This is a genomic window from Vineibacter terrae, from assembly GCF_008039615.1.
GTDB classification, from domain to species: domain Bacteria; phylum Pseudomonadota; class Alphaproteobacteria; order Reyranellales; family Reyranellaceae; genus Vineibacter; species Vineibacter terrae.
Genome location: NZ_VDUZ01000005.1, coordinates 193,929 through 206,902, shown reverse-complemented (window position 1 = coordinate 206,902; position 12,974 = coordinate 193,929). Strand labels below are relative to the sequence as shown.

15 protein-coding genes and 1 pseudogene are annotated in these 12,974 nt (G+C 68.0%); 9 read left to right on the top strand and 7 right to left on the bottom strand.

Going from position 1 to position 12,974, the window contains the following annotated elements:
- Window positions 1-11: 11 nt before the first annotated feature.
- Window positions 12-704 (top strand): GntR family transcriptional regulator, encoded by a 693-nt coding sequence (locus FHP25_RS06610; protein WP_147846104.1) that lies wholly within the window; start codon window positions 12-14, stop codon window positions 702-704.
- Between the two features lie 49 nt (window positions 705-753).
- Here FHP25_RS06610 and FHP25_RS06605 read toward each other — a convergent pair whose 3' ends face one another.
- Window positions 754-1,626, bottom strand: a complete 873-nt coding sequence (locus FHP25_RS06605) for an EamA family transporter (RefSeq protein ID WP_147846103.1) — start codon at window positions 1,624-1,626, stop codon at window positions 754-756.
- 82 nt (window positions 1,627-1,708) lie between these two features.
- Between FHP25_RS06605 and FHP25_RS06600 the strand changes: the two genes are divergently transcribed.
- Complete coding sequence (locus FHP25_RS06600) at window positions 1,709-2,209, top strand: MarR family winged helix-turn-helix transcriptional regulator (protein WP_147846102.1); 501 nt, start codon at window positions 1,709-1,711, stop codon at window positions 2,207-2,209.
- Window positions 2,210-2,589: 380 nt separating this feature from the next.
- Here FHP25_RS06600 and FHP25_RS06595 read toward each other — a convergent pair whose 3' ends face one another.
- Both FHP25_RS06595 and FHP25_RS42240 read right to left on the bottom strand, forming a co-directional pair.
- The gene (locus FHP25_RS06595) at window positions 2,590-3,204 is read right to left on the bottom strand and encodes an enoyl-CoA hydratase/isomerase family protein (RefSeq protein ID WP_147846101.1); all 615 of its coding nucleotides are present in this window, start codon (window positions 3,202-3,204) and stop codon (window positions 2,590-2,592) included.
- A complete protein-coding gene (locus FHP25_RS42240; protein WP_178133338.1) occupies window positions 3,126-3,458 on the bottom strand; it encodes an enoyl-CoA hydratase/isomerase family protein in 333 nt (110 codons plus the stop codon). Before FHP25_RS42240 ends, FHP25_RS06595 begins: the two co-directional genes overlap by 79 nt.
- A gap of 119 nt (window positions 3,459-3,577) precedes the next feature.
- On the opposite strand from FHP25_RS42240, the gene FHP25_RS06585 reads away from it, so the two are divergent.
- The 7 genes and pseudogenes from FHP25_RS06585 (at window position 3,578) to FHP25_RS06560 (ending at window position 9,741) form a co-directional block, all read left to right on the top strand.
- The gene (locus FHP25_RS06585; protein WP_218578230.1) at window positions 3,578-4,714 is read left to right on the top strand and encodes a glycerophosphodiester phosphodiesterase family protein; all 1,137 of its coding nucleotides are present in this window, start codon (window positions 3,578-3,580) and stop codon (window positions 4,712-4,714) included.
- 181 nt (window positions 4,715-4,895) lie between these two features.
- The gene (locus tag FHP25_RS06580; protein ID WP_218578229.1) at window positions 4,896-6,302 is read left to right on the top strand and encodes an MFS transporter; all 1,407 of its coding nucleotides are present in this window, start codon (window positions 4,896-4,898) and stop codon (window positions 6,300-6,302) included.
- 146 nt (window positions 6,303-6,448) lie between these two features.
- Complete coding sequence (locus tag FHP25_RS06575; protein WP_147846099.1) at window positions 6,449-6,877, top strand: DUF1036 domain-containing protein; 429 nt, start codon at window positions 6,449-6,451, stop codon at window positions 6,875-6,877.
- Window positions 6,878-6,914: 37 nt separating this feature from the next.
- A pseudogene (locus FHP25_RS42425) lies at window positions 6,915-7,133 on the top strand (hypothetical protein); the annotation flags it as partial.
- Window positions 7,108-7,347 carry a BrnT family toxin gene (locus FHP25_RS42420; RefSeq protein ID WP_331461671.1) on the top strand — a complete coding sequence of 80 codons (240 nt, stop codon included), beginning with the start codon at window positions 7,108-7,110 and terminating at the stop codon, window positions 7,345-7,347. The pseudogene FHP25_RS42425 and the gene FHP25_RS42420, both read left to right, overlap by 26 nt.
- Window positions 7,328-7,636 (top strand): BrnA antitoxin family protein, encoded by a 309-nt coding sequence (locus tag FHP25_RS06565; RefSeq protein WP_147846098.1) that lies wholly within the window; start codon window positions 7,328-7,330, stop codon window positions 7,634-7,636. The genes FHP25_RS42420 and FHP25_RS06565 overlap by 20 nt, the downstream gene beginning before the upstream one ends.
- Window positions 7,637-7,965: 329 nt before the next feature.
- Window positions 7,966-9,741, top strand: coding sequence for an adenylate/guanylate cyclase domain-containing protein (locus FHP25_RS06560; protein WP_147846097.1), 1,776 nt, complete (start codon window positions 7,966-7,968; stop codon window positions 9,739-9,741).
- Window positions 9,742-9,926: 185 nt separating this feature from the next.
- Here FHP25_RS06560 and FHP25_RS06555 read toward each other — a convergent pair whose 3' ends face one another.
- The 4 genes from FHP25_RS06555 to bufB all read right to left on the bottom strand — a co-directional run bounded on the left by FHP25_RS06555 (window position 9,927) and on the right by bufB (window position 12,950).
- Window positions 9,927-10,541 carry an OmpA family protein gene (locus FHP25_RS06555; protein ID WP_147846096.1) on the bottom strand — a complete coding sequence of 205 codons (615 nt, stop codon included), beginning with the start codon at window positions 10,539-10,541 and terminating at the stop codon, window positions 9,927-9,929.
- 177 nt (window positions 10,542-10,718) lie between these two features.
- Complete coding sequence (locus FHP25_RS06550; RefSeq protein ID WP_408068518.1) at window positions 10,719-11,231, bottom strand: DoxX family protein; 513 nt, start codon at window positions 11,229-11,231, stop codon at window positions 10,719-10,721.
- Window positions 11,231-12,037, bottom strand: a complete 807-nt coding sequence (locus tag FHP25_RS06545; RefSeq protein WP_147846094.1) for an HvfC/BufC N-terminal domain-containing protein — start codon at window positions 12,035-12,037, stop codon at window positions 11,231-11,233. Before FHP25_RS06545 ends, FHP25_RS06550 begins: the two co-directional genes overlap by 1 nt.
- Window positions 12,027-12,950: an MNIO family bufferin maturase gene (gene bufB, locus FHP25_RS06540; RefSeq protein ID WP_147846093.1), complete on the bottom strand. Its 924-nt coding sequence runs from the start codon at window positions 12,948-12,950 to the stop codon at window positions 12,027-12,029. Before bufB ends, FHP25_RS06545 begins: the two co-directional genes overlap by 11 nt.
- Window positions 12,951-12,974 lie beyond the last annotated feature (24 nt).

Genomic DNA, 12,974 nt, shown 5'->3' with positions numbered 1-12,974 from the left:
AGGATAGACCCATGACCATGCCTGCCGCCCTGACCGATGACAAAGAGGATCTGGTCGAGCTCGCCGAAGCGAGCGGCAAGAGCCTGGGGGAGCTGGCGTACGAGACGCTGCTCGACCGCATGCTGTCCAAGGACCTCACGCCCGGTACCGTGCTGCAGGAGCGCGCGCTGGGCCACGAGATGCGGATCTCGCGCACGCCCATCCGCGAGGCGCTGGCGCGGCTCGAATCGGAAGGCTTCGTCACCCGCCATGCCGGGCGGCTGCTGATCGTGCGCGACGTGCCGGTGCAGGAGCTGATGCAGATCTTCCACGTGCGAGCGCTGCTGGAGGTCGAGGCCGTGGCGCTGGCCACCGACCGCATCGAGGCCGGGAAGCTGGCCGGCCTGCGTGCCCTCTTCGAGGACCAGATGCAGGGTCCGATCCCCGATGGCGGCAACCACTGGGATGCCGACGACCTGCTGCACGGCACCATCGCCGAGGCCAGCGGCAACGTCGTGCTCGCCGACCTCGTGCGCAGCCTGCGGCGCAAGACCCGCATGTTCAGCCTCAAGCGCATGCCCGAGCGTTTCATCATCGGCTCGCAGGAGCACCTGGCGATCATCGACGCCCTGCAGCGGCGCGACGCGCCTGCCGCACGCCAGGCCATGGCCCTGCATCTGGAGAACAGCAAGCGCTCCATCCTCCAGGTCCTGGGCAAGATCTGAGGGCGATGGCGGCACGACGCCCGCGCGCCGGCTGCGCGCGGCTGAAGCTTCAACGGCCTCGAGGTCGACGGGCGTCGGCCAGGGCGGCGCGTTGGCTGAGCCAGACGCTGCCCAGCACGATCGCCATTCCCGCGATCTGCGCCGGGCTCAACGACTGGCCCAGCGCCCACCAGCCCAGGATGACCGCGGTCAGCGGGCTGAGGAAGCCCAGCGGCGCCACCACGTGCGGCTCCAGCCGCGTGATGCCGCGGAACCACAGGATATAGGTCAGCGCCGCGCCGATCAGGCCGAGCCAGGCGAAGCCCAGCACATGGGCTGCGGTCGGCGGCGGCAGCGCCGGCTCCAGCGACAGCGCGACCGGCAGCAGCAGCAGGCCGCCGGCGGTCAGCTGCCAAGCGCTGAAGGTCAGGGGCGACACCGGCGGCTGCCAGCGGCGGGTCAGCACGGTGCCGGCGGCCATCGCGACCGCGCCTGCGAGGCCGGCTGCGACGCCGATCGGGTCGAGCGCCGCCTCGGGCGTGAGGATCAGCAGCGCGACGCCGGCCATGCCGGCGACGGCCGCCGCGATCGCCAGCGCGCGCACCGGCGTGCCCAGCACGGCGCGTGCCAGCAGGATCACCAGCAGCGGCTGGATCGCGCCGACCGTCGCCGCGACGCCGCCCGGCAACCGATAGGCGGCGATGAACAGCATCCACCAGAAGATCGAGAAGTTGAGCGCGCCCAGCACCAGGACGCGGCCCCACCAGATCCCCGACGGCAGCTGGCGCACCAGAAGCAGGAGCAGCAGCCCGGCCGGCAGGGCGCGCAGCATGGCCACCGTCAGCGGGTAGCCGCCGGGCAGCAGCTCGGTGGTCACAAGATAGGTGCTGCCCCAGATCGCCGGCGCGATCGCGGTCAGCAGCAGGTCGCCATGGCGTGTCACGCGGCCGCTTCCGTGATTTATCTTGATATCAAGATAAATCGAAATATCTCGACGTCAAGATACCCTGGCGTGATACTGCCGCATGGACCGCGTCGACGATATTCTGGCGCAGTGGAACCGAGAGCGGCCCGACCTCGATGTCGGGCCGATGGGGCTGATCGGCCGGATCAGGCGCCTCTCGCACCATCTCTCGCGCGAGATGGGCCGCACGTTCGCAGCGCACGGGCTGACGGATGCCAGCTTCGACGTGCTGGCGACCTTGCGGCGGTCCGGCCCGCCCTATCGCCTGTCACCGGGCGACCTGCTGGCGACGATGATGATCACATCAGGCACGATGACGCATCGCATCGATCAGCTGGAGAAGGAAGGCCTGGTCGAGCGCATCCACAATCCCGATGATGGCCGCAGCGTGATCATCGCGCTCACGAAGAAGGGGTTCGCCCTGATCGACACCACCGTCACGGCGCATGTCGCGACCCAGAAGCGGCTGACGGCGGCGCTGTCGAAGAAGGACAAGGCCGCCCTCGACACCCTGCTGCGCAAATATCTGGCCGCGTTCGAAGCCAGGAGGGACGGCAACTGACGACGGCTCCGCCGTCATCCCGGGCCCGCCCCGCGCTCGACCGACGAGAAGAGCAACCACAGAGGCACAGAGACACAGAGATCACACAGAGGAAGGACATCGCGCGCCGAAGGCGCGCAACTCTTCAATCTCTGTGCCTCCTCTGTGCCTCTGTACTACTAACCTCAAGAATCTTCGCGAGCTGCGGTGATTTGGTAGCCTTCATGGTGAGCCTGTCGAACCATGAAGGCGTCGCACGGGCAGTGGTGCGGCGCTTCATGGTTCGACAAGCTCACCATGAAGCGCTTCCTCCGCCCTTTAGGTTGCGGCCAAAGGCTGCGCTGTGTCTCTGTGGTTCGCTTTTCATGACGCTACGCGTCCGGCCGGAAGAAGGTCCGCTCCTACGGCTGCGGCTTGGCGCGCGGCCCGCCGGGCTCGGGGCGGAACTTGTCGTCGCGCAGCTTCAGCGAGGCAGCGAGGCCCTGGCTGCGGCGCACCTCGTGCAGCTCGGCCAGCTCAGGCGAGTCGGCCGAGGCATGCACGATCGACGACAGGAACGACGCCCCCGACATCGCCGTGCGCAGCCCCATCGCCTCGAGCGCGAACGTCGTGATCCGCTTGTTGATGCGCACCGAGTCGGCCGGCACCAGGGCGATCCGCTTGCCCAGCGCGATGGCGTGCGCCAGCACCTCGTCGTGCGGCACCACGTCGTTGACGATGCCCATGCGCCTGGCCTCGTGGGCGTCGAAATGGTCGCCGGTCAGGGCATAGCGCGCTGCGTTCTTCCAGCCCGCGAGCCAGCCCAGCAGCACGGTCGAGTTCTGCGTCTCGCGCACCTCGGGCTGCCCGAACACCGCGCGCTCCGAGGCGATGGTGATGTCGGCCGCCAGCGCGTACCAGAAGCCACCGGCCAGGCACCAGCCGTCGACCGCGGCGATCACCGGCTTCTCCAGGCGCAGCAGGTGCCAGTGCTTGTCCGGCGTGGCGGTGTCGATCGCCCACCAGTGCCGCAGCACATCAGCCGGGTCTCGAGGTCGTGCTGCGCGGAAAGATCGTAGCCGGCCGAGAAGGCGCGGCCGCCGGCCCCGGCGAGCACGATGGCGCGCACCGACGGATCGCGCTCGGCGCGGTCCAGCGCTTCATGCAGCTCGGCCTCGAGCTGCCGCGAGATCGTGTTCATGGCCTGCGGACGGTTGAGCATGATGATCCCCACGGGGCCGTCCTGCTCGCACAGGATCGCTTGCGGCGTCGCGCCGCCGGTGAATGACATGTCGTTTCCTCCTCCTGCCTGGCTGGATCCTCTGTCGCCGACGGCGACCATACGGCACCGTCATCGTCGCGCAACGCGCCCATGCTCCGCTCGGCGCTGCATTGCGAAGGAGGGCACGCTTGACCTACGCTCGACGGCGTCTGATCGCCTGCACGGCAGCCCTGATCATGTCGTTCCCCACCGCCGCCGGCGCCGACGCGCCGGTCGGCCAGACGCTGAGCGCCAAGGCCGGCATCCCTTGGCCGGCGGCGATCGCACATCGCGGCGCCTCCTACGATGCGCCGGAAGAGACGGCGCCGGCCTATCTGCTGGCGCGCGACCTGGGCGCGGACTATCTCGAACTCGACCTGCAACGCACCAGGGACGGCGTCCTGGTCGCCTTCCACGACGACACGCTCAAGCGCACCACCAATGTCGCGCAGGTCTTCCCCGACCGCGCCGGCCAGCCGATCAGCGCCTTCACGCTGACCGAGCTCAAGCAGCTCGACGCCGGGTCGTGGTTCAACGCCGCCTATCCCGCGCGCGCCCGGCCCGCCTTCGTCGGCCTGAAGATCCTGACGCTCGACGAGGTGATCGACATCGCCGAGGGGGGAGCCAACAAGCCTGGCCTCTATCTCGAGACCAAGGTGCCCAAGCAGTTCTCCGGCATCGAGAAGGACCTCAAGGCGCAGCTCGGGCGGCGCGGCTGGCTGGCGCCACGCACGGCGCCGGCGGGCTTCGATGCCGCCAAGGCCGTGGGCGTCGCCTACACGCCCGGCCGGGTGATCCTGCAGACCTTCGAGAAGGACAGCCTGGCGCTGCTGCAGCAGCAGATGCCGGCGACGCCGAAGATCCTGCTGCTGTGGCTGGGCGACGGCTATATCGCGACCAAGGACACCGGCGCCAAGGCGCCCGCCGGCGGCCCCGGGCTCGCCGCCTTCTATGCCCGGCAGGAGGTGGAGTCGCGCGCGGCGTTCGCCGACTGGGTGCGCTTCGCCAAGCAGCACGGCGCGATCGGCACCGGCCCGTCGGCGGCGCTCACCAACGGCGGCGACCAGAGCTACGCCGACCTCGTGCATCCCTGGATGAACGACCTCACGCACGGCGAGGGCCTGGTCATCCACGCCTACACGGTCGATGATGCGGTCGACTTCAAGGCCCTGGCGGCGCGCGGCGTCGATGGCTTCTTCACCAACCGCATCGCCGCCCTGCTCTCCTTCCAGGGCCGCGCGCCGGCGCAATCGATGGCGGACATCCTGGCGCGCCACGGATACTGAGCGTCGTCGCGCGCCGGCGAGATCACCCTGTCGCGCCGCTGAGGCACGGCAGGCTCACTGCTCCACGCATTCCATCCTGCGGCATCATCAAGTTAATGCACTGTTGACGTCCTGAATGCGGGCGTATCGTCCTGGTTGTGACAACGCACCGACACAGGTGCGGGTCCGGGAGAAACGCCCCATGAGCAGCACCACACCTGAAGAGGTGGGTGGGCTGATGAGCCCGCCTGCGCGCCATCCCGCCGATATCGGTCCGCTCGAGCAGAAGCATCTGCAGAACCCGAACTATCGCGCCGTCGCCGACGGCACCCAAGTCACGCGCACGCACTGGCACATCGCCTCGGCCAACGGCCTGGGCTGGGGCTTCGACGGCATGGACGGCGTGATCTTCGCCCTCATCTCCCCGCTGGTCATCAAGGAGTTCTCGCTGACCGTGCCGGAGTACCGGTCGGGCCTGCAGATCTCGCTCTTCATCGGCATCGCCGGCCTCTATGTCTGGCCCTGGCTCGCCGATCGCTTCGGACGGCGCACGCTGCTGGCGCTCAACATCGCGCTGTTCTCGCTGCTGATGCCGGTGGTGGCGCTGTCACCGACATTCGCGGTGTTCGTGATCGCGCGCTCGGCCGTGGGCTTCGCGCTCAACGGCGAGTGGTCGCTGGGCTCGATGCTGGTGGCGGAGACATGGCCGGCGCATCTGCGCGGCCGTGTCATCAGCATCAACCGCGCCGCGTGGTGCTTCGGCGCCTCGCTGGCCGGCGCCATCACCGGCATCGCCGCCGCGGCCTGGGGCTGGCGCGTCGCCGTCATGGTGCCGGGCGTGATCGCGCTGCTGGCCATCTACGTGCGCGCGACCTGCCCCGAATCGCCCTACTGGGTGCGGGCGCAGGACCGCAAGACGCGGGTGCGCGCCGCCCTGCAGCAGGGCCTGCCGGTCAGCGACGAGGACCGCGCCTGGTTCCAGAAGGCCGACCGCATCGGGCTCAGCCAGCTGTTCCTGCCCGACACCCTGCCCTCGACCCTGGTGGCGCTGTTCGTCGCCTGCTGCAGCACCTGCATCTTCGGCACCGTCGGCGCCTGGATGCCCTACTACCTGTCGACCGAGAAGCACTGGTCGACCGAGGAATACAGCCTCTTCTATGTCTGCTGGGGCATATCGGGCTTCTTCGGCCTGTGGCTGGCCGGCTGGCTGGCCGACCATGTCGGCCGCCGCGTCGGCTTCATCGTCACCCTGATCGAAGGCGCCATCTTCCTGACCGCCTGGATCTACAGCGACAGCCACCTGCTGCTGTGGATCTTCGGCCTGGCCTGGAGCTTCGGCTTCCTCGGCTTCTGGGGGCCCAGCACCGTGCTGACGGCCGAGATCTTCCCGACCCGCATCCGCGGCGTCGCCAACGGCGCGGTCTGGGCGGTGGCGTATTTCGTCGGCTTCGTGCTGTGGCCCTTCGCCACCGTGGCGCTGCAGCAGGCGACCGGCTCCTTCACGCTGGCCTTCCTGTGCATTCCCGTGTTCATGGTGCTGATGGCGCTGGGCGTCTGGCTGTGCGTGCCGGAACATTCCGGCAAGGACCTGAACGCGATCAGCGTGTGAGGGCCACGCGGGGACGGCAGCGAGCCGATACGGTTTCAAAGCGCCATTATAAAAGTGAACGATCACTTGACAACCTCCAACCCTTCGCATAGGTATGCGGCTGCGGGTCAGGTAACTGACGCCCGGACCTGGAAGGAGGATTGGAAATGCGTTGGCTCGTGGGGGCGGTTCTTGCCGGATGCGTGGCGCTGCCGGGGACAGCGTCGGCCCAGAACAGCAATCTGAACGCCATTCGCGTGTGCAATCAGACCAGCAAGAGCATTTCGGTCGCCAAGGCGTCGGCCACGGGCCAGACGGAGAAAGGCAAGCCGATCTTCATGTCGCAGGGCTGGTACACGCTGGCGCCATCGGAATGCAACGTGCTGTGGCAGGCCCCGTTCGTGACGCGCTACTACTATGTCTATGCCGAGTCGTCGGGGTCGCACTGGTCGGGCAACTACCCGATGTGCGTCTCGGATAAGGCGTTCCGCATCGCCGACAACCAGTGCGCCCAGGGCTACAAGCGGCGCATGTTCAACGAGATCGACACCCGCGGCAAGTCGGGCATGTTCACCTACAACTTCCAGGGCCGGTGACGTCTCGCGCCACAGGACCAAGCGTTCTGCACCGACAATGACGGGGCCTCTGGCCCCCGTTTCCGATTGGACGCACGATCACGGCGCCGATGCCGGCGAGTCACGCCCGTCCGGCCGGCGGCCCCCGGCCAGCAAGTCAGTATTGACTGATCTGTACATACAGATATGCTTGCCTTGGTGCATGCGATTCGAATGGGATCCCGAGAAGGCCAGGATCAACGCCGCCAAGCATGGCGTCTCGTTCGAGCTCGCCCGGCGCGTCTGGGACGATCCGCTCTACACTATCGTCGCCGACCCGCATCGTCACCGGCGAGCAGCGATGGCACGCCATTGGCGTGATCAACGCGATCGTGATGCTTGTCGTGGTTCATACCTATCCGGACCCGGACGACGAGGCTCGAGTGAGGATCATTGGCGCCCGCAAGGCGACGTCGCATGAAAGGAGGCGCTATGAGCAGGAAGGAGCTTAGCCGATCGGAGCTGGACCAGCTCGCGAAGCTGGCCAAGCTGCGCAACGATCAGATTGATACGATCGACATCCCCGAAGCGCCGGCCGAGAATTGGATGCAAGCCCGGCGCGGCGAGTTCTACCGCCCCCGCAAGCAGGCCGTGACCATTCGGCTCGACGCCGACGTCGTAGCCTGGTTCAAGGAGCGGGCGGACAATGGTGGCTATCAAACAGAGATCAATAGAGCCTTGCGTCGCTATGTAGCCGCCATGGTGGGCCAGGCTAATCGAGGCGTCAGACGCCGAGGCTAGTCCGGTAAGCCGGCCCGCCGCAGGCCTTCCTCGAGCCTGTCGCGACCCTCCGGCCGGCGAAAGCACTCAAGCGGCGCTGCACCCGGCTCATACCTTGCCGTCCTCCAGTCCGGCAGCGCGTAGTGCTTGGTGAAGGCGCTCCGCATCGGCTGGATCACTGTACGTGGGCGCGCCGAGCGGGGTGAGCTTCTCCATGCGCCATACCCGGACCGGGCGAGTGATGTTCTTGACCTGCCGAAGCCGGCAATTTTGACGGAAGCGGCTCTCCAGCCGTTGCCGCACGCGCCGCTAAACCCTAAGCTTCCGCGACGCAGCCCCAAGGAAGAGCCATGGCGGGAGAGCAGCGCCGCCTAGCGGCGATCCTGGCCGCCGATGTCGTCGGCTACTCGCGCCTGATGGGTCGCGACGAGAGTGGCACGGTCGTGCGTTTGCGCGCGCTGCGCAAGGAGCACTTCGAGCCCGCCCTGGCGCGTCATGGCGGACGCCTGGTCAAGCTCACGGGCGATGGCGCGCTGTCCGAGTTTTCCAGCGCGGTCGGCGCGCTGTCTGCTGCGATCGAATTCCAACAGGCCATGGCGGACGCCAACCGCGATCAGCCTGACGACACTGCTATCAAATTCCGCATAGGCGTTCATCTGGGCGACCTGATCGTCGACGGCGACGACCTCTACGGCGATGGCGTGAACGTGGCGGCGCGCCTCGAGGGCGAGGCACCTGCGGGCGGCATCGTGGTCTCGCGAACCGTCCATGAGGCGGTGGAAGGCCGACTGAAGGCGGCATTCCACGGCCTCGGCGAGCTTACTTTGAAGAACATCCAACGCCCCGTGCCGGCCTTCAGGGTGGACTGGAACGTCGCCGACTGGCGCAGCACGGACGAGACCGCGCCGGCTGCGACCCGCGTACCGAACGTGCCCACCACGGCCGGCGGCAAGCCCACCATCGCGGTGTTGCCCTTCGTCAACATGAGCGGTGATCCCGAGCAGGAGTTTTTCGCCGACGGCCTGACCGAGGACATTCTCACCGAGCTGTCGCGCTTCCGCGACCTGTTCGTGGTCTCGCGCAATTCCGTCTTCGTCTACAAGGGCAAGGCGGTCAACGTGCAGAATGTGGCGAAAGAGCTTGGCGTGCAGTACGTCGCCGAGGGCAGCGTGCGCAAAGCCGGCAACCGCGTGCGCATCACCATTCAGCTGATAGAGGCCGATACCGATCGCCATCTCTGGGCCGAACGCTACGACCGCGAGCTCAAGGACATCTTCGACATCCAGGACGAAGTCACGACGGCGATTTCGGCGATCCTGCCCGGCCGCGTCGAAGCGGCGGTGGGCGAGCGGGTGAAACGCAAGGCCCCCGAGAATCTGGCAGCCTGGGAGCTGGTGTTGACAGGCAAACGGCTGCACCACCGCTCTACCCGGGCAGACAACGCCGAAGCGCTGCGTCTGCTCAATCGCGCCATCGCACTCGATGCCGGCTACGCCCATGCCTATGCCTGGCGGGCCTGCACCCTTGGCCAGTCCTATGTCTACGGCTGGTGCACCGACGCGGACGCCCTGATAGCGGAAGTGCTCGACAACGTTCGCATTGCCCAGGGCCTCGACGACAACGACAGCGATGTCCATCGCCTGCTGGCCGCCATAGACCTGTCGATCCGGCACGACCACGAACGCGCGCTGCATCATCAGGAGCGCGCGCTTGCGCTCAATCCCAACGACGACCTGATCGTGGTGCAGCAGGGCGAGGTGCTGACCTGGATGGGTCGTGGCGAGGAAGGCGTGGAGTGGGTCCGCAAGGCGATGCGGCTCAACCCCTATCACCCCGAACGTTTCTGGAGCCACCTCGGCCGCGCCTATTTCGTGGCCCGCCGCTATCGCGAGGCAGCCGAGGCGTTCGCCCGAATTACCCAGCCTGATCCCGGCCAGCTCGCGATGCAGGCGGCCTGTCGCGCGGCCATCGACGAAGGATCGGTTGCACAGGCGCTCGTGAAGGCTCTGCTCGCCCAGGCGCCCGATTTCACGGTCGGCGTGCATCTTGCGATGCAGCACTATCAGCATCCCGACGATCGTGAGCACCACCGGGCAATGTTGGTTCGCGCGGGATTGCCGGAGTAGCCGGCGGCCGTCTCCAGTGTCGGCACGGAGCTGCGGTTCCGGCGAATCCCCCGCCTCGCCCGGAATGACAGCTGCGACTCACTTTCGATCGATCGCCGGCACTGGAGCCGGCGGCGACGCTGACGGGGGCCCGCGGCCCCCGTCGCCGACCGGGCACGCGATCGCCGCGCCCGTGCTGACGATGCCTACACGCGCGGCGGCAGCGGGATCCTGGCGTCGGTCAGGCGCTGCTCCAGCACCGGGATGCCGGCCGCCGGGTTGCCGCTGTCGCAGTTGTAGATCGCGTTCGCGGCGTCGCCGTCGGCGCGGACATTGCCGAGGAAGCGCCGGTAGCGCACGCTCAGCTCCCGGCAATAGGCCGCGTCGTTGCCGAGCTGGCCGATCACGACCTCGACGCGCCGGTTCTGCGGCTCGCGCACGCCGTCCGCGGTCGGCACCAGCGGCTGGCTTTCGCCCTTGCCCACGGTGCTGATCACGGCCGGCGGCACGCCTTCGCGGCCCAGCGCGTTGCGGACCGCATCGGCACGCCGCAGCGACAGCGCCATGTTGTAGTCGTCCAGGCCCGACCGGTCGGTGTGGCCGGTCGCCGTGATCGGCGCATTGCCCTGGCTCTTGTCGGCTGCCGCGGCCTGGCGCAGCGTGCTCTGCGCCTGCGCCGAGAGCGTCGCGCTGTTCCAATCGAAGAACACCATGAACGACGTCGCCGGCGGGGGCGTCGGCGGCGTCGCCGCCGGCTCCGGCTGCTGGCAGGCGCTCATCAGGAGCGCCGCGGCGCTGAGGACCAAGAACTTGTTGACCATCGAATCCCTCTCCCCTTGCTGACGCCGGGCGACATCAGCGCCGCTGCCGCGATCGATTGCATCCGGCACGGCGCGCCCGGCGAACGGGCAACGGGGACTACTGGAATGCCGATCCTCGCAATACTCCCATTTGGGAGTGGCAGGTTGATCCGGCGGGGAAAGCCGGCGGGTGCGGAACTACAGGTTCGTCCGCCGGCGCCCGGCCTGTCCAACGAGCCAGTCGAGAGAGAACCGCCCCGGACCCCAGGCCATGATGGCCAGGGCCATGGCCGCCCAGGTCAGATGGATGGGCCACCCGTCGGGCACGGTCAGCTGCACGACCACCGTCATCAGCAGCAGGCCCAAAGCTGCGAAGCGGCTGGCCAGGCCGAGCACCAGCAGGATCGGCAGGATGATCTCGGCCGAGCCGGACAGGAACGCGAACACCTGCGGCGCCGGAAACGGGTACGGACCACCCGGCAGATGCAGCATGAATTCGTCCGTGAACAGCGTCACGGCGGTGTCGCTGAGCTGCAGGAAGCCGTCCCACTTGAGGACACCCGACCGCCAGAAGGGAACCGCCAGCGCAAGGCGCGCGACGAGCTGCACGAGCGAGGGTTGCGCGATCGTGCGGATCGCGCGGTTGGCCTTGTCGATGAGAAATGCGAGTCGGCTGGACGAGCCTGCGGTCGTCCGTAATTCAACAGCCATCATGGCGCGTCTCCCGGATGGATGGCGGTGAAGGCGCCGGCATCAATCATGCCGGCGATCGCGGCGCCGATGTCGAAGGACGGCACGGCTTCCAGGGCGTCGGCCGCGGCGTCACCCAGCGGTCGTCCGGCGACGAGGGCCGCCAGAAACAACGCCCCGCCGGGCGGCAGGCGCCGCACGACGACCTCGATATCGGGGCGGGTGATCAGCGCGTCCTCCGGCGCGGCGGCGTCGATCGTGCCGACGGGCCCGGCGCCTCTGTTGGCCGCGAAGATGGCCACGGCGGCGAAGGCGGAGCGCGTGATGCGTGTCGCCGGGTGCGGGGTGAACCTGACCGAAGCGAGCATCTCGTGCGGCACGGCGGCCAGCGTCGCGCCGGAAAGCGGCTCGGCATCCGCCGCATGATAGGCATCCAGCCAGGCGCGTTCGATGCGCGCGGTGTCGGCAAGCCAGGGCATGGCGGCGGCATGCTCGTATCCTTCGATGAAGGCAGGAAAATCGCGGCCATATTTGAAGAGCAGCGGCGAGGTCGGCGGCGTCTGCCGGATGTGGAAGCGTGCCATGGCGCGGAAGAAATCCGGGCCGGTGATGCGCAGCACGGCCGGATAGACGGCGGCGAGCGCGTCGATCAGGCTCACCATCACGTTGTTGCGGTAGACGTTGTAGCGCCTGACCGTGGCCTTGCCTTTCGGGCCCGTGACGATGCCCGGTGTATCCCGCGTCGGCGCGGTGAGGGCTGCCGAGAAGATTGCCGCGTATGACGGCGGCCGTTCGGCGCTCGCGCGGCGTTCAGGGTCAGGCAGCATGGCGGCAGCCCTTCGCGTCGACGCTGGCGCGGCGATCGAGGATCGCCTGCGCCGCCGCGGCTTGCGCCTTGAGGATGGGCCAGTCGGGGATGTTGCTGTCCCACTCGACCAGAGTCGGCATGGGTCCGCACCGGCCGATCACGATCTCGAACAGCGTCCAGACCGCGTCCGCCACCGGCCCGTCATGGCTGTCGATGAGCAGAGGGTCGCCTTCGTCGTCGCTCTGCTCGGCATGGCCGGCAAGGTGGATCTCGCCGACATGCTCGAGCGGAAAGTCGGCGAGATAGTCGAGCGCCGAAAATCCATGGTTCGTCGCCGAGACGAAGACGTTGTTGACGTCCAGAAGGAGGCCGCACCCCGTCCGCCGCGCGACACAGCGGATGAAGTCCGTCTCGGTGATCGAGGAGTCGCTGAAGGCGACATAGGTCGCGGGGTTCTCGAGCAGGATCGGCCGGCGGATCGCCTCCTGCAGCTCGTCGATATGGGCGCAGACGACGTCCAGCGTCGCTGCCGTGTATGGCAGCGGCAGCAGGTCGTTGAAGAAGGTGGCGCCGTGGCTCGACCACGCGAGGTGCTCGGAGACGAGCGCCGGCTCGTAGCGCTCCACCAGGGCCTTGAAGCGGGCCAGGTGCGTCCTGTCGAGCGGCTGCGGGCCGCCGATCGACAGGCAGACGCCGTGCAGCGACACGGGCCAGTCCCGCCGCACGGCCTCGAGCGCCCGGTGCGGCGCGCCGCCGGCGCCCATGTAGTTCTCGGCGTGAACCTCGAAGAAGCCGCACGGCGCAGGATCGGCCAGGATCGCGCCGAGATGCTGATGCTTGAAGCTTGTCCCCGCCCGGCCGACCACGGGATGCGCCGGAAAACGGAGAGCTTGCGTCGCCCGCCTGGCGACCCTTTTGAGATCCGCGGTCATGAAGCCCTCCGCTTTCGGCATCGT